This is a genomic window from Bradyrhizobium tropiciagri (assembly GCF_001189845.1).
GTDB lineage: Bacteria > Pseudomonadota > Alphaproteobacteria > Rhizobiales > Xanthobacteraceae > Bradyrhizobium > Bradyrhizobium tropiciagri.
The window spans coordinates 47874-64408 of sequence record NZ_LFLZ01000009.1; the positions used below are offsets into that span (position 1 = coordinate 47874).

9 protein-coding genes and 2 pseudogenes are annotated in these 16535 nt (G+C 59.3%); 8 read left to right on the forward strand and 3 right to left on the reverse strand.

What is annotated here, in order from left to right:
* Positions 1 to 76: 76 nt before the first annotated feature.
* The 7 genes and pseudogenes from AKN84_RS10055 to AKN84_RS44830 all read left to right on the forward strand — a co-directional run bounded on the left by AKN84_RS10055 (position 77) and on the right by AKN84_RS44830 (position 5571).
* The gene (locus tag AKN84_RS10055) at positions 77 to 460 is read left to right on the forward strand and encodes a hypothetical protein (RefSeq protein WP_128970602.1); all 384 of its coding nucleotides are present in this window, start codon (positions 77 to 79) and stop codon (positions 458 to 460) included.
* A gap of 213 nt (positions 461 to 673) precedes the next feature.
* A pseudogene (locus AKN84_RS10060) lies at positions 674 to 986 on the forward strand (integrase core domain-containing protein); the annotation flags it as partial.
* Positions 987 to 1509: 523 nt separating this feature from the next.
* A complete protein-coding gene (locus AKN84_RS10065) occupies positions 1510 to 2829 on the forward strand; it encodes a hypothetical protein (RefSeq protein ID WP_128970603.1) in 1320 nt (439 codons plus the stop codon).
* Between the two features lie 418 nt (positions 2830 to 3247).
* Positions 3248 to 3454, forward strand: coding sequence for a recombinase family protein (locus AKN84_RS44815; protein WP_128970604.1), 207 nt, complete (start codon positions 3248 to 3250; stop codon positions 3452 to 3454).
* Positions 3454 to 3585 (forward strand): recombinase family protein, encoded by a 132-nt coding sequence (locus AKN84_RS44820; protein WP_128970605.1) that lies wholly within the window; start codon positions 3454 to 3456, stop codon positions 3583 to 3585. The genes AKN84_RS44815 and AKN84_RS44820 overlap by 1 nt, the downstream gene beginning before the upstream one ends.
* 1055 nt (positions 3586 to 4640) lie before the next feature.
* On the forward strand, positions 4641 to 4898 hold the full coding sequence (locus AKN84_RS10070) for a hypothetical protein (RefSeq protein ID WP_050420646.1): 258 nt from the start codon (positions 4641 to 4643) through the stop codon (positions 4896 to 4898).
* A gap of 472 nt (positions 4899 to 5370) precedes the next feature.
* Positions 5371 to 5571 carry a hypothetical protein gene (locus AKN84_RS44830; protein WP_128970606.1) on the forward strand — a complete coding sequence of 67 codons (201 nt, stop codon included), beginning with the start codon at positions 5371 to 5373 and terminating at the stop codon, positions 5569 to 5571.
* 1451 nt (positions 5572 to 7022) lie between these two features.
* Here the strand turns inward: AKN84_RS44830 and AKN84_RS50330 are convergent.
* Positions 7023 to 7355 (reverse strand): BA14K family protein, encoded by a 333-nt coding sequence (locus AKN84_RS50330; protein WP_128970607.1) that lies wholly within the window; start codon positions 7353 to 7355, stop codon positions 7023 to 7025.
* Positions 7356 to 9747: 2392 nt separating this feature from the next.
* Here AKN84_RS50330 and AKN84_RS10075 point away from each other — a divergent pair.
* Entirely contained in the window at positions 9748 to 10404 is a 657-nt protein-coding gene (locus AKN84_RS10075) for a sensor histidine kinase (protein ID WP_050420557.1), read from the forward strand.
* Positions 10405 to 10463: 59 nt separating this feature from the next.
* On the opposite strand, the pseudogene AKN84_RS10080 reads toward AKN84_RS10075, so the two are convergent.
* Both AKN84_RS10080 and AKN84_RS10085 read right to left on the reverse strand, forming a co-directional pair.
* Positions 10464 to 15982 (reverse strand): annotated as a pseudogene (locus AKN84_RS10080) (trifunctional serine/threonine-protein kinase/ATP-binding protein/sensor histidine kinase).
* A gap of 63 nt (positions 15983 to 16045) precedes the next feature.
* Complete coding sequence (locus AKN84_RS10085; RefSeq protein ID WP_244485004.1) at positions 16046 to 16438, reverse strand: response regulator transcription factor; 393 nt, start codon at positions 16436 to 16438, stop codon at positions 16046 to 16048.
* Positions 16439 to 16535: the final 97 nt, after the last annotated feature.

Here is a 16535-nt window from a genome sequence, read left to right on the forward strand (position 1 = left end):
GAGGACCGCAAGGACTTTCAGCGAGTGCAGTGGGGCACCGTTGCCGACGATCCCGCGGCCAAACCGGACGCCGAAATTGGTGCAGATGTGGTTTGCAGGTGAGCGACAAGCGATCGGCGCAGACTACACCATTGCGGTCAGCGCATCAGGTTTTTCACCCGACGCCGAAGCCGTGGCATTGCAGTATGGCATTTCGCTTCGGCGGGCATCCGAATTTTCAGTCGCAGATATCAATCAGCTGTTAAAATTGGATTTCGTGGTCTTTTGGCACAAAGCGTGCGCCCTTGCAGGGGTCGGTATCCAGACCTTTCGGCCCGCCGAGGCCGGTACAACATCGCCAGACGAAATAGACTTCAGTTTGCCAGAAGATATCGACCTGTTTGCGCCCATCTTCCGAGACACAGACAGCGGGTCTACTTGGTCACTCAAGATGTCTGGCGGAAAGTCAAAGCGGCATTGAATCCCTTCGACGACATAGCGAAGCGCGCACCGCCGATCATTCGAACCGCGCGTGTCCCATATTCCGGCAACGTCGCGATCCACTATGGCAGCAGCACTCATCTGTTGGGGCACGTTTTCTTGGGGGGCTCTTTGGATCGAGCCAGAAATAGTCCCTCTCGAAGATGCGCAAAGCGTCGAGTACCTATTCCCGCCCTCCCCGACATTCGCGGATATGTTCGATATGCGATGCCAAGAGAACGGGATCGAGCATCGGCTGACCAAGGTCAAGCATCCGTGGACCAACGGCTAGGTCGAGCGCATGAACCGCACGATCAAGGAAGCGACCGTCCAACGCTACCATTACGATCAACACGCTCAGCTCGAAGCTCACCTCGCCGACTTCATCACCGCCTACAACTACGCTCGGCGGCTGAAGACCCCTCAAGGGCCTCACACCCTACGAATACATCTGCAAATGCTGGACTTCCCAGCCAGAACGATTCAAACTTAACCCGCTCCAGCAAATGCCGGGACTAAACATCTAGAGCGAAGAAAAGCACGGCTTCATCGATGTGGACGGTTCGCCACATCATTATTTAGCATTATTTAGCCGCTCCGTACCATCCTCCAAGGTTTGGTTATCCGGCGGCCCAGTACAAAACTGGCTGTAGCTCCCCTACCAGCGAGGACACACCCAACTTATCCCTTTCGCACGATCTACTACCCTCTTGCCCGATCTGGCCGCCGTCGCACTTCCAAGCGCCGTTGGCGATCTGCATGATGCATCGGCTCCATACGCTAGAAGCCGATTTCGGCAGCTCAAGATTGGACGGTTGCGATGCCACGTTCCGTAATTCCTGCTGGTTCTTGGCCACGCCGTATGTCAGCTGCAGTCGCGGCAGGGTATTGCGGTGAGCCAACTGTCGAAGCCTTTCTCAAACGAGTCGGTATGGAGTATCCTCGACCACGCGTGAAAGAAGGGAAGCGTCAGCTGTGGTTGAGAGACGATCTGGACCGAGCTATTGCGCCGGGCATCGTGCCGGGCGACCTCGCCGAGGATTTGTGACGTTGGAGCGCCCGCTTCCACGCTTCGTGGAGGTGCGTCGGCTTGCCCGCGGTTCGGCCGCATTCTACTTCCGGATCCCGACCCATTACCGGAATCTCGGCTGCGAGATGGCGAATGAGCCACTTGGGACGAGCTATGCAGCGGCGTGCGGCGATGACGGAAACGGCGGACGCGCCGCCACGCTCAACGCCTGGTTCGATGAATGGAACAATCAGCGCAGAGGGCAGCCGGGGGAGCAGGGAAAGATCTCACGCTACGGCACCGTCGATTGGCTATTCCGGCAATACAAGACGGAGAAGGCGTACAGTGAGAAGGTTTCACCTCGGTCGCGCCCCGACTACGAACGGATCATGCAATTGATCTGCGACACCGTCGGCAAGAGCGGACGCCGGATCGGCGAACGGCAGATACTGGAAGTCACGCCAAGAGCGGCGGATAAGATCTACGACAAAATCATCAACGGCCCGAACGGCCTTAGACTGCGGCAGGGAGAAAAGGTGGTTGGGCTCTGCCGAAAGGTATGGCGGATCATGCGTCGGCTGCACCCGGAGTTGTTCGATAAGAAGCACCCGAACCCCTGGGACGATTTCACTCTAAAGAGCCGCACTAGGACCAAGAAACACGCGGTTACCCGTGAGGAGGTATACAAGTTCGCGTGGGGTTGCATCAAGGAAGGCCGGCCTGAACCCGCGGCCGTCGCAGTGATCTGCTTTGAATGGCTGCAACGGCCGGAGAACGTGGTGGCCGGGTTTTTGACTTGGCCTGACTACCGCAGCAAGAACTGGCCGCATGCCGTGCGTATCGAGCACCACAAAAACAAGGCGCTGGTCTGGCACCCGCTCGAAGAGACAGTCGAAGGAGAGACCGTCAAGTTTTATGCGGAAGCGGAGGACGTTTTGAGCCATCTGCCCAAGCTCGGCGTCCCGATGATCATGCGCCAGATCGAAAGGGGTGAGCACAAGGGCGACGCCAAAGTATGGTCCTATCCCGGCATGGAAAAAGTCGTACAGCAGATGCGCAAGAAGATCGACGGCGTGTCGAAGCTATTCACGCTCGATGCCTGCCGACATGGCGGCATGACCGAGCTTGAGGAAGCCGAACTGACGGACGGCCAGGGACGCGCGCTTTCCGGACACAAGACCGCACAAGCCTATCGTGGTTACGCCAAGGAGACGATGGCGCGAGCGTTAGCCGCAACCCGGAAACGACACGCGCATCTCCTGGCGCAGAAGGAACTTGATCAGCAGCCGATTGCTGGCGAAGCGGAATCGCCTCGCAATGAAACGCGCCAAATGTCTCCAGATATCGGCTCGCAAAGATAAACTTCGAGCTCCGTTCAACACTGCAAAAGGTCGGAGGCATTCTCGCCCGGCATCCGCGGCATCACAAACCTGAAAGTCGAAAGCTCGAATTCGTCAGCAGCATTCTAGCGTCCAACCGACAGATTGAGCGTCGCTCAATTTCATTATGATTCGCGTTCGCAATCCATCCAGAACGAACTGAGCACAGGATTTCCAAATGCGGGCTGAACCGAATTTCCAAACGCGTCGAAAATTCTTGATGCGCAAAAGCAATTTATTTAATTAATTCAATACCTTGAATATGGCTGGGGCGGGAGGGATCGAACCTCCGAATGGCGGAATCAAAATCCGCGAGGATTTCGAGGAAAATCAGTAGCCATTCTGAATTTCGAGCGGTTTTCGTCCCCAGTTGGATCAATAGGTTACACGGCGATTCAGAATGAAGAGGGAGCAACGTCGGACAAGCCAAACGCGCCGGCTCGCCGATATGGCCAGCGAGTCGGTCGTTTATCCGGTCTTCCTATCAAAGCAAAGCAAACAGCACCTCACCGGCCAGCTGGAAGCCGTCAAGGCCGCTGGCGCCGATACGATCTATCGCGAGAAGATCAGCGGCGCCCGCGCCGATCGCCGCAGCTGGCGAAGCTGATGGCCGCGCTGCAGCCCGGTGACGTCGTCCTAGTCACCAAGCTGGACCGGCTCGGCCGCAGCACCCGTGAGCTGTTGGATCTGAACGAGCGTATTGGCAAGGCCGGCGCCGTGTTTCGTAACCTTTGGTGATCCGTTGCTCGATATTTCATCGGCGCAAGGCCAGCTGCTGGCGACCATGCTGGCCGCTATCGCGCAATTCGAGCGGTCGCTGAATGCCTCATAGCGACGGCGGCGGGCGCGGCAGCGGCTACTGCCGCGGACCGAACATATTCATTAGGAGCCTCCTGCTCACGGTGTGCGGCCCTGCCCGCCCGTAGAAGTCGGCTCGACGCTGTCCGGTTCGCACTCGTCGCAGACGGGCTGACATGCGCCAGCTGATCTGGTCGGAATCAGAGACACCGGGGACAATTTATCGGCGCCATGGGCGCCAGCCCCCTCCTCCAGAATTGCGGACGCGCTTGTGGGTGGCGTGCTATGCACGCGGTCAGACTTGGCCATTTCGATTAGCCTCCAAATGCGTGCTCGCCCGAGCTGGTCGCCAATATCGATGAGTGGAGATCGCAGGAGCGCCCCATTCCGTCGCTTCCTGAAGGCGAAGAAATAGAGCCGTAGCTGAGCGCGCCAAGGCGCGCGCCTGTCGGGGTGTCTTTGGACACGACAGTCGGCAACTAAAGCGGACGTGAAGCGTTTTCCAAATCGGGCGACTTTCAATTGGGAGAGTCCGATGCTGCTTAGGAAAAGCCTGATCATATTATTCGCGGTAATTGCCGTGGCGTTTGCACCGTCTGCTGCTTCTGCGCGCGGCGGCTTCGGCGGTGGTGGCTTTCATGGTGGCGGGTTCCACGGCGGATTTGGCGGAGGCGGCTGGCATGGCGGCGGTTGGCGCGGAGCCGGGTTTGGAGCAACCGCTCTTGGACTTGGGATAGGTCTCGGCTTGGCGGGTGCCTACGGTTACCCTTACGGATACGGCTACCCGTATGACTACGGGTACGACTACGGCTATGGGTACCCCTATCCGTACCGAGCCAGCTATGGCTACTGCGTCGCAGCGGCAAGCCAGCAAGCGTATGCTTGCTATTAGCTGCGAGCCGGCGGCCCTTCGCCGTTTGAACGTTCAACGGCGATTCGGACCGAAGTCGAAAGAAATTGTGTCCTAGGCTCGGCCGGCAAATGTGGAGGGTGAGATGCCCCTGCACTTCAGCCGCGTCGAGACTGGCGATCTGGAGATGTGGATCGCCAGCAGTGACGACTATTCGTTCGTTATCAGCAACGAAAGCCGGAGTGGACCAGGCCTGCATGGAGAGCCTGGCTTTGTTGCGTCATACCGTCCAGACTTTCTGAATATGCCAGCGCTTCAAGTATCCGGATCGCCCTTCAGCACGTTCGCTGAAGCCGAACGGGCCTGCAATGCGTTCCTGGGTCGCCTCATCATCGAGGGGTGACTACCCGTACCGGATCGCCGGGCTGGTCGAGATCGGACTGAAGGCCAAAAAATGAGCGTGAACGAAATGCGGGAGCTGGAGGAAATGGCGGTTAGGTTAGAAGCTGCCACACGGAAGCTTGCGCAGGGACCGGGCCGCGACGAATTACTTCGAGATATTGCGAGATTTCGTGCGCAGTTAGTCGCCCGGCTATCGAGCGAAGGGCTGAAGGCGAAGGGAAAATAACGCCGGGGATATGTGGCGCCTTTTCGTAATCGGCGCTGCCGCAAAGCGCAAAGGAACCAGTAAGACAACTATGGAGTTATCGCGTTCAAGGCCGAGCGATTGGCTCAGGTGGCGGAAGACACCAAGGGACCTCCGCAGACGATGCGTCGAGTGTCCTAATTTGCTTCCTGCGAGCACACTGGGATTCCACTGTCGATTGTGGGCTTCGGGTAAAGTAGCCCCGCCCAAGGTTTAATGGGAGGAGGAAATGAACACCCACCAACGGAAGGTACCCTCCGCAGCCCACCGGGAGGCCCATAAGGCCTTCAGGCAAGCGGATACCAAGGCCGTGATGTCCGAGTATGAACGCGCCCAACAGGCATTTCACGCAAACCGCGAGCGATTGAAGGCCGAACGATTGGCTCGCGAAGCAGCGGCGGGCGGTGAACGAAAGCGAAAGAAATCCTGACGTCGCGCTTTGGTTCGCGTTCCGGAGGAAGCAGCCGCGAGGCCAGTGCGTCCCACCGCTCGACTTTCTCTCGGGCGTCATCAACGCAGATTGCGCGCAAGGGCAAAGTCCCGTCCATAGGGTGGATCATCACCCGATCAGCATCCACCCGACAGTGACGACGATCGCCACGAACGATGCCCCGGCAATGCCGAGGAAGCTATAGTCCACCGCATCAAAATGATCTGGTTTGAACATGGCTCCCTGCTTCCGCAGAAAGCGGCCCCAGCGCCCCGGGGAGAACACCGAAGCCGGTAGTAATCCCACTCCTATCAAAGCGGTGCTTAAACGCCCCTGGTTGCCCACTTGTTCCCGAAAAGAAGAAGGCCCCGGCGCGTGGAGATTTCCGCCGGGGCCAGTCTTTCACTGTGATCGTCCACTCGCCGCCGCGAGGGACGGCGGATTGAACGTGTGAACGAGCGCGACGCGGGCCGGGTTTGCCCGGAGTTCTCCAGATAGGCTGATCAAGACTTCCTTAAAGGAGCCCTGCGATTCTCCTCAGTGATGGATCGAGAAGCGCCACGGGAAGGGCTCATGCCTGCGCTAAGACGCAGCTACGCTCGACTTGCTTGCTGGACGGTACGCGACAACAGAGCGCTGGAGGCGAGCCGGTTGCCGGAGCCGACGCGGACGGAGAGTCCAGCCAGAATGCGGGAATCGTCACGACATTCGGAGCCGCCCAGACCTTAAAGGAGCGTCGCTCGTGAAAGGCTTATTGATCGCTGCAGGCCTCATTGTGGTTCTTTACGTCGCCGATCAGCACTTCAACCACGGTCAATACACGGACGCGGTACAGCGCATGGCGAGTCAGATGCGACATTCCTTCGGAGTGTAGTCGGCCTCAATTGATCGGCGCAGGATCATCGAACTCGCCCAGAGCGGAACGTTCGTCCGGATGCTGCAGCCTGGGAACGATCTACTCGCCTGAAAAAACACCAGCGTCCCTACCCGACGCTGGTGTTTTAGTTGCGCAAGCGTGTAGCGTGCGCCGCTGCGTGCAACGAGCTTCCCCAAATTGGCCTACGCAAGACAATGCGCCGTTGGTCTATGCGGAACTCGCAAAGCCCGCTTTCAGCACCTATGGAATGCCGATCACCCGAAAGCGCCACCAAGCGCGACGCGGCCGATACGGTCGGGTTGCACAACCGCAGCGATCGAGACGAGCGCGCCATTGACATTGGTAAACGACCTCCGAGGTTGGCGCATCGCTATCGTCGCTTACAGTTGAATCCTTTCAAATTGATACGGGCCCACGATCGAGGCCGGTCCCGATAGCGGCCACGCCTCAAGGGCGCGGTCCGCCTTCAGGCGACCCAAGCGATAACACCGTCAGCGCCCCGTACGGACCCTTTGCCTTTTGATCATGGGAACAGCTGTATCCTGGTCAGTCTCGGTTCGACTTCCCATCCGGATCACTGACACGGATGACGGCGGCCATCGTAGCCAAGGAAGGTGCTCGTTGCCGGGTCGTAAGAACGATACCGCTGGCCGCAGAATGAGGGCCTGACGCTGCCCATTCCTGCATAAGCGTTCGCCGAATGAACCCACGCTGCGCCTCCCGGTAACTCGAGGCCCATCCTACCAGCGGGCGTCAGCGCGCCTCCATTTAGGGAATCCCGATTGGGATACTCGGCATCAAAAGCGTCCGGGTGGTCGCTCGCGAAGCCCGCATATTGCGCGGTCGCTGAAGTTACCGTAACCGCCGACAGTAGAGCGGCCGCGATCAGAGCTTTGAACACAAACATTTTCGTTCTCCGTATGTTGATCTGTGCGGAGATTTCGCGCGAGCGATGACCGCTGCTCTGCGGAGAGCGCTTCCTTCGGGAATTTTCTGGACACCAGTTACGTGGGTATTGCGCCTGAGAATGCACGCGCGGCGTTGATCACTGTTGCGCGAAGAGCAAAATGAACTTCCCGCTGCTTTACCAAGCTGTGGCTGGAGATCATCGCTGGAGCCATACTCCAACCGCTACGCGCATTCCGCAACCCGCGCAGACAACAACCATATCATGTTCGATGCGTGTAGCCACAGCGACCGAGCTGAATAAGCACGTTTATCGCAGTGATGACTAGGCCGTCGCAAACTGCTTTCGCGATAGCGACATCAGCCGACATAGGGCGGTGACGCCTCGCTAGGATAACAACTCCGCTTCGCGTCGTTCTCATAACTCGGCCTCGGTCAGGTGCGGGATCAACTCAAGTGCGGGACGTTGAGGACGTCTACACGACATTAAAGCGATCGGCACCCCCCTGGTTCAACCGAACAACCGACAGCACCGGGACAATTGAGCGCAGGTCCAGGTAACGGCCTGGAGAGCAACTTCCCCGACTGGTGAGCGTGCTCAGCTGAGATCAATTGGGAGCACCAGTGAGCGGAATTCAACTGGCGTCGCATCGATAACGGCGACGGCAAGTGGTGATCAGCTAGTTCACACGATCTCCAGAGAATGTGATGGGGATTTCGCGGGACCGATCCTAATTTCTGAGTCACTGGCCGGCGCCTGTCGGCTTCGGTTTCGAAGCGGAGACCGGAGTGTCGAAATCACCAGCGGCGGCAAAGCATCAAATCAAAGAGGATGAATAGCAGATGAAGACCCTGAGAACTCTAAGCGTGGCCGCCGCACTAGCAACGCTGCTGCCACTCGCAGCACCAAGCATGAGCTTTGCAGCGGATCGTGGCGCAGGCCTCTGCACCCCGCCTGGTGGCGATGCTGTAGGCGACGCCGGCCCCGCGATGAACGGCGGCCAGTTGATGGCCGGCGTCGGCCAATGCCAACGCATCGGCACCTGGCACCCGGACTATAGCGGCCCCCAATACGCGGTGGGGCGTGGTCGGTATTCCGAGCGATCTCGCTACTGAACCGCCTGGTTTGGCTTCGAGCCTAGCCATTGCATGGCGAAGGCATCGCGGCGGCCATCGTTGGATGATGTGCGTGCAGACCAGATCCGAGCATGTGCGTGATGCCGTTAGCCAACTGCGGTTCTTGAATATATGTGTCGGCCGCGGTGACGGAGCCGTGGCGGACTCATCGCCGTGCCTATCCATGAAACCGCCCGCGACCAAATGGCGCCGCAGGCGGAACGGCAGGCGCCTAACGATGTGCGCCCGGACCTCGCCTGCTGCCGGTTCGATCGGCCTGGATTGGATGGCGGTGAGGTGCCCGCGGCGCTCGACCTTCCCCAGGGAAGAAGCGGCACTTGCTTCGGCTTTGGTTCAAAATAGCACGAGCACGAGTACGAGGCGCAGCAAAGGACGTGCGGCGGTGTTCGGTTAGTCGAGCCGAACCCACGGACCTCGATCCGCCGCTTGAGCTCTAACATCCAATTTAATTGCGATCGAGGTTCGACAATCTACATCAGGTGCAGAGAAGCCGAAGCTCTTTGGCTTCCCGCAACCAACGGAGAATCCCAATGACACACCTGAAACTCTTGTCGACTGCGCTCGTCGCAGTCGCCATGCTCGCCGCTCCCGCTACGGCTCGCGAAAGCCACGTCGCTTGGCGGCATTCAGCGGAGGACTTCAATGCCAGCGCTTCCCCGGCCCTGATCAACATCGGAGGGCGCCTCTGCTACCCCGCACCTCGCGTCGGCGCATTTGCGACGGCGCCCTGGACCGGAAACAATATCCCCTGCGAGCCAGGACCGGGCAATTATTGATCCGACGGGATGCACGCCAGCGGCCACCATATGAGTGCCCTGGGGTCCATTCGATTCCAATAAATCGGCGACCGCGAGGCGCTTGCTTTTAGAGCCCGGGACGTCGGGCTGGAGGCAATACTGCAGTTCGACTGCTCTTTGCCCAACGCGGTCGCCCTGCTGCTGACCAGATATCGCTTGCGGCGAGCGACCGTCGAACTATTGCAATGAGTAGCTTTACACTCCTGCGACGCTCGCTGGGTGCGCGCTTATGCAATGGCCCGCGAGTTCTATCCGTTGGCGTCGTTGCCGCATTGAACGCATACATCCGCTCCACCTGAGCGCGATGAACCAAACAGCTTGGTCTGGCTACCTTACGCGATCAGCGATTGAACAGGTTGGACGTATTCAGGAGAAACCGATGAAAGAAATCATTCGTGCGGAGTGGGCACTGCATCGGGTTCGCTTCTGGAGCGGTAGCTCGCACGACGGGAGGGTCATATGATCGAATCTGCACTCGATCTACCGCTCTCAGACGACTCCACACTGCTGCGCGAGATTAATCACAGGATCAACAACGAATTTGCCTGCATCATCGGCATCGTAACTCAGGCTGCCGGCCGTGCCGAGAACGAGGAAGTCAAGGCTGCCCTGAAACGAGTCGCTGCAGTGATTCATACGCTTGTTGATATAAACCATGCCCTGCAGATGCCGGAGTACGACACTTATGTCAGCGCTGCGGAATATCTTAAGAAGCTGTGCGTATCGATCAGCCGGTCCAGGCTAGATCACATGAAGGTAAAGATGGTGCTTGTTGCCTCCCCCTTGCAGCTGCGATCGGATCACTGCTGGCGACTGGGCATGATCGTCTACGAACTCATTACAAATGCCACGCGGCACGCCTTCACCAACGGAAGTGGCGAGATTCGGGTCGAGCTATTTCGTATAGGTTCGATTGTTGAATGCCGGGTGCTCGACAATGGTTCGGCCCCTGCCAAAGTGCAGCCCGGGCGTGGACTCAAAATCGTCAGCGCACTGGCCAAAACCCTCGCCGGAGGCGTCGAGCATCAGTTTGGAGCCGGGGGAACGAGATCAATCCTGACCTTTCCGTGGTGCTGCGAGCCGCACAGGGGCGCTCACAAACGAGCCTTACAATAGGTCGCAGCCGCAGTACTCGCGGCGGGTGGCAAGTTCGCCCTCCTCCCCAGATCTGCCAACTACGCTCCTTCGGCGGCCGGCAGTTTGAACTGAAAGACGGCGCCGCGGGGGACGTTCGCGCTCGCCCACAACCGCCCGCCGTGGGCCTCGACGATCGAACGGCAGATCGACAGCCCCAGCCCCAAGCCGCTCGATTTGGTCGTGTAGAAAGATTCAAAGACGCGCTCAAGAGCTGCTGGCGCCAACCCCGGCCCGGAATCTCGCACTGTCACGAGCACGTCGCGCGATTCGATTGCATCGCCGCGGATCAGCAATTCTCGCGGCCCCTCATCGAGACCACTCACGGCCTCGACGGCGTTGATGATCAAATTGAGAATGACTTGTTGCAGTTGCACTCGGTCTCCGCGAATGAGGGGTAGGCTCTCCGCCAGCTCCGTCTGCACCGCGATTCTATTCTTCACCGCTTCTCCACGTGCGAGCACTGTCATTTCGCGAATCACCTCGTTAATGTCCAGAAGATCCTGCCGAGGCGGCGCTTTTTTGATGAGATCACGAATGCGACCGATGACCTCACCAGCTCGAATACTGTCCTTCGCAATGTCGTCGAGGATCTCGCGTACTACGTCCAGATCCGCTGTTGGAGAGCCCAGAAAGCGCAATGCGGCTCGGGCGTTAACCACCGTGGCGGTGATAGGTTGCTTCACTTCGTGCGATATCGATGCCGTGAGCTGTCCCATGGTTGCGAGGCGGTTGGCATGCGCTAGTTCCGTCTGCATCTCGCGCAGGCGACGCTCGCTCTCGCGCGCTTCAGCCTCCGCCTCGTTGCGCGTGGTCAGATCGAGGACGAAGGCGACGACTTCGTAGCGTTCCTCGTCGAAGGCCGCTACGCCGACCAACACAGGGACGCGCCTGCCATCCTTGCGAAGATATTCTTTCTCGAAGGGTTGGATAGTCCCAGTGTCCTGAAGTTCAGCAAGCGCCTCTGCGGTGCGACTGAGCGATTCTTGCGCTGTCAGATCCGTCCAGCGTACACGACCCGCGGCGAATTCCTGACGGTCGTAGCCCACGACTCTCAGAAACGCATCATTGGCCTCGAGGATATCCCCATCCCGCGTCGAGATGCAAATCCCGATGATGTTGGAGTCCACCAAGCGCCGGATTTTCGCTTCGCGTTGTTCGAGGTCCCGATACAAGCGGGTATTTTCCAGGGCGATCGCCGCCTGCGACGCGAGCAGCTTTAGGACCGCTATCCGGGCCGGTGCAAAGGCCCGCGGCGTAAGGTTGTTCTCAAGGTAGAGAACGCCGATGAGCTTGGCCTGGTTGACCAGGGGCAAGCAGAGAAGGGAACGCGTCTTACTCTCTCGGATGTAAGGGTCCGCAGCAAACGAGGGCTGGGTCGCAGCATCGTCGAGCATGACGCTTTCGTTGGTCCGCAGAACGTAGTGAAGGACCGTCTCCGGCAGAGTGGAGGCGGTCACGGGCGCGCCGCGAAGTTCCACGAGAACCGTGCCATCGGACGCGGTGGCTTCAGCGGCGATCCGACGCTCGGCCGCATGAGACAGGATCAACAGGCCACGCTCGGCACCGGCCTGGGCAATCGCCGTACGTATCACCGTGTCGAGCAGTTTCTCCAGCACTATCTCGCCCGAGATTGCCTGCGAGACTTTGAGCACCGTCGCAAGGTCGAGGTGATCCACCGGCGCCGCGATCGTGGTGGTGGGACACGGCGCTCTCACTTCTTCCGTGAGTTGCGGATACGTCTCCTCGAGTTGCCGCACTTTCCCATCGGCCCCCCAACGAAGGTAGGCATTTCGCGCGTTCCGGAGATACACGCGCGCAAACTCTTCAAAGCCGCGCGCGGAGTAGAAGCGCGCAGCCGTTTCGTAGGCTATTGCCTCGCTGTGGACGAACTCATGGTCACGCGCCAAACGGATCGCTTCCTGGTACAAGTGCTCGGCGTCGAGCACACGGCCCTCGAGGCGAGCGATCTCCGCGCCCACCAACGCGACGCGATTCACGAAATTCTCCGGACAGTTCTCCGCCCACACTCGCAGTTGCCTATGATGCGCGGCAATAGCATCTATGTGCTGTTGCCGCTCGTCCGCGGATGCACAGTCGCAATAAGCAGCTTGGGCAAGCGCGCCGTAAAAGCGATATTCGGCTTCCTCAAAGTCCGCTGCAAGCGACGAAGAAATCCAGAGCAGCTGTTGCGCCCTGCCCGAGGCATCGACAGCCGAAGCATAGTCCCCGGCAAAGAAGCGGGCCTGAAGCTTTCGGATCCAATAAAACCATTCGGCAACCGCAAGAGCGGGCGCGCTGGACAAACGGCGTTCGACGCGAAGCTCATTGAACTGCCCGTCGTCAAAGCAGCCGAATTTTGGCGTCAAGCCGCGGAGCATCCGGATCAGCATGAGTTGGGTTGCGACTATGTCGATGATAAGACCAAATCGTGCCCTCTCGGCGAACGCAAGGCCGTGTTCAGTGTCGCCTTGCACCTCCCTCAGCGGCTCACCAGCGAAGAGACGGTCCGCGTTGAGCTGGGTGCACGTGTAAGCCCCATACATCAAGTCTCCGATCCGGTTCGCCGCGTCGAAAGCGCGGCGCAGCAGATCACGGCAAGCTCGCACGTGCTTCATCCAGCGCACGACAAACATCGCGAAGCAAAGAAACGTGCTTGCTTCAAAGCGCTTTATCCCGCGTCGTTCGATGAGTTCATAGCCAAGTTGACCGAATCGAAATCCAGCCCGGTAATCGCCAAAACAAGCTCCAGCGATCCTGCCGAGCATGACATAGGCGACACAGGAGGCATCGCAGTTGCCCTGCTCAAGGCTGAGACTGGCGGCCTTGCACATCGCTAGGGAAGCCAACGTCGCATCAGTAAAACGGGCCGGCGGCAGAGCCCTGGTCAACACCTCGACGGTCGCGAGAGATGCCGGATCCACCATCGGGGGCAAATCGATGATATCTTCGATTGTCCGGCTCCCTAGCAACGACCAGATACGCTCGTATTCGCGCCGCACCTCCTCCTCTTTTGGGTGAGGGGACCACTCGATACCGACACGCTGGAGGTAGTCCAGACAGACAGAGACCGCGCGGCCGCTTTGATCGAGGGCCGTGCAAACATCCATGCGCAGGCATGCGACAACGGCCTGTTCGGCCGTTGTCGTGGCGCGATCAGACAGCGCCGCCAGTCGCCCCTCCGCGACCGGCAGCTGGCCGGTCAAAAATTCGCATTCGGCCCGGTTCAGCTCCAGGGAAAATATGAGCTCGTGCCTGCGCTCCCAACTATCCTTTGCCAACAGGGCCAAACCGGCATTCAAACAGGTGAGTGCCGAGGCGTACGCGGTAGACCCCTTGGCGCGCTTGCCAGCGATGAGGTTGAGATCAGCCAGCTGCTCCCGTTCCTCCTGTTGGGTGATCAGCGCGGCGCCGCGGTTGAGCTGATTGACGATGTCGAAGATCGTCTCCTCCTGTTTCTCGGGGGGCGTCTGCGCCACCAGCAGCCTCCCGATCTTGAGGTGAGTCCGGGCGCGCGACGCTTCCGGAATCAGCGAGTAGGCGGCCTCGTGCACGCGGTCGTGAACAAATTTATAAGAGCCTTCCAAGCGCTCGACCATATCCTGGCGGGCCGCTGGCCACAGCACCGCGTGCACCTGCTCCTCCGAGCTCCCCAGAACGATCGAAAGATTCTCGATCTCGGAAACGGTGCCAAGGCAGGCGAAACGCCGCAACGCCTGCTGCGTGTCGAAGGGCAAGCGTGTCAACTTTCCGACCATGAGGTCCACGACATTGTCGGCATAGCCCTTGGCGTGAATCCGATCGACATCCCACGACCAACATGCCGCGCCTTGATCGAAGTGCAGTAATCCCTCATCGGCGAGCGAGTAAAGAAACTGAATGGCGAAGAACGGGTTGCCAGCGGTTTTCTCATGCACCAGCCGCGTCAGCGGTGCAGCGTGTTCGGGCTCGCAATGAAGCGCGTCGGTCACCAACGGTCCGAGGTCGTCAGGGGCAAGCGGTGCCAGGCGGATCTCGTGCACCTCCGCTCCGGTTTGGCGGATTGCATCAAGCTTGCTCGTCAGCGGATGAGCCGCATCGACCTCGTTGTCACGGTATGCACCGATCAACATCAGGTGTCGCACATCCGACTGGGTTAGCAGATCCTCTACCAAGTCGAGCGTCGCCGCGTCGAGCCATTGCAAATCATCGAGGAAGAGCGCCAGCGGATGCTCCGGTCGGGCAAAGACACCGATGAAGCGGCGGAACACCAACTGGAAACGATTCTTCGCCTGCCGTGGCTCAAGTTCTGGCACCGGCGGCGGGTCGCCAATGACAAGTTTCAGTTCGGGGACGAGGTCGGTCATGAGCCGCGCGTTGGGCTCCAGCGCCTCCAGAAGCACGCCGCGCCATTTCATCAGCTCGGTGTCGCTCTTGCTGAGGAGGGACCGCACTAGACCTTGAGACGCTTGCACAACAGACGAATAGGGAATATCGCGCTTGTATTGGTCGAACTTGCCAGATGCGAAGAGCCCGCGTGGCGGTACCAGACTCTTCTGCAGCTCATTGACGACCGAGGACTTGCCGACACCTGAATATCCAGAGATCAGCACCAACTGCGGCGTGCCGCTCTTGATAGCGCTGTTGAAGGAGGCTAGCAGGGTCTCGACCTCGCTCGCTCTCCCATACAACTTCTCAGGAATCAGCAGCCGGTCTGGCTCATCGTTTTGGCCTGGCAGAAAGTCATCGATACGGCGTTCGGTCTCCCAGGCCGAACAGCAGCGCAGTAGGTCGCGCTCGACGCCAGCCGCGGTCTGGTAGCGCTCCTCGGGGGCTTGGCGAGCAGCTTCATGACAATGGACGAGACCGCGGTCGGGATGGTCTCCAGCCGTCTGCTGGCCGCGAGCGGCTGCCGTGCGATGTGGCAGTGGACCCACTCCATCGGATCGGATGCCGTGAACGGCAGCGAACCAGTAAGCATCTGATACAGGGTAACGCCGAGCGAATAGAGGTCACTGCGCGAATCGATAGAGCGGTTCATCCGTCCAGTCTGCTCAGGCGCCATATACGCCAGCGTGCCAGCAAGCGTTTCAGGCGGATCGAGCGTCTGTCGTTCACGAGGACGCCGTGAGGCGATGCCGAATCCCGTAAGCCGCACTTCTCCACTCGCACGGTTGACGATGATGTTGCTCGGCTTGATATCTTTGTGAATCAAGCCGCGCTGGTGCGCCTTAGCCAGAGCCGCAGCGGTTCCGATTGCGAAGTGTAGAAAACTTCCGATCTCCATGGGCATGCCGAGAAACCGCTCGAGTGGCTCTCCGCCAGCGTCATCGAGAACTAACATTGTACGGCTGCCTCGCAGAAGTTCCACCGGCGGCACGGCCCAAGCTCCGTCGAGCTCATCCTTCAATGCGTATTCATGGGCGAGGCGATCGAGCTCGGCGGGTGACGGGTGCTCCCCGGCAAGCAATACTGCAAGCGCAGCGCTGTCCTTGCCGTTGTCGCCCAATCGCCATCCTCGACAGAACAGGCGCTCGCCGTCCTGCCACAGGATCGTTGGAGCGTTGCCGTCAGCACCCAATCGAAAGTATCGAGGCAACTGGTTCAATGCGCGGGTTTCCGACGGTGACCGATGGTGCGAACCTCAATCGTCGTTCGGGCGGTCTTGGCGTCTCGCAAGAGCGCGCTCCACACATTCGAGAAGCCGCGGTTCGTCGAATGGCTTGCTCAAGAAATCGACCGCCCCTGCCCTCAATAGTCGGTCTCGAATCCCATGTTCCGGAAACGCCGTAATGAAGATCATCGGCGTGCTATGGCCGTGAGCCGTCAGATACTCTTGCAGCTCAACACCACTCATGCCGGGCATCTCCACATCCGCAATGAGACACGACGTTTCGTGCAATCGAGGTGACAACAGGAATTCCTGCGCCGAACCGAACGCATATGCAGAGAATCCCAGCGACGTCAACAACCGCGCGGTCGCGGTACGCACCGAAACATCATCGTCAACCACCGAGATAATCGGAGCTTCGTCCACGCGACTTGCCTTTATTCGAGGTAAGGCGACCGAGGTCGCCGCGCCCGATGGATGGTGCCGCAGAAAAGTATGATACGATGGAATTGGCGGATGAGAA